General features: G+C 53.6%; 1 protein-coding gene. It reads left to right on the top strand.

Going from position 1 to position 263, the window contains the following annotated elements:
- Positions 1-108 precede the first annotated feature (108 nt).
- Complete coding sequence (locus tag HEN21_RS22750) at positions 109-216, top strand: type I toxin-antitoxin system toxin Ldr family protein (protein WP_176252067.1); 108 nt, start codon at positions 109-111, stop codon at positions 214-216.
- The last annotated feature ends 47 nt before the right edge of the window (positions 217-263 follow it).

Genomic DNA, 263 nt, shown 5'->3' with positions numbered 1-263 from the left:
CCCCCGCACGTTGCAGGTATATACCTGACAACATCACGGGGGCCATTCTTGCATCTAGACCATTCAAGAATAGCCGCGAAACGTTGTCATTACAACACAGGCGGCTATATGACGTTCGCGCAGTTAGGTATGGCCTTCTGGCACGATTTAGCGGCTCCGGTCATTGCTGGCATTCTTGCCAGTATGATCGTGAACTGGCTGAACAAGCGGAAGTAACGTGTCATGCGGGCGTCAGGCTGCCGTAATGGCAATTTGCGCCCGGA

The organism is Escherichia sp. 93.1518 (assembly GCF_013368915.2).
Taxonomy (GTDB): Bacteria; Pseudomonadota; Gammaproteobacteria; order Enterobacterales; family Enterobacteriaceae; genus Escherichia; species Escherichia ruysiae.
Note: the sequence above shows the minus strand (reverse complement) of the source record. Positions and strands in the feature narration are given on the sequence as shown.

Coding starts and splice junctions, on each gene's coding strand:
- HEN21_RS22750 (WP_176252067.1), top strand. CDS start 109: ATGACGTTCGCGCAGTTAGGTATGGCCTTCTGGCACGATTTAGCGGCT.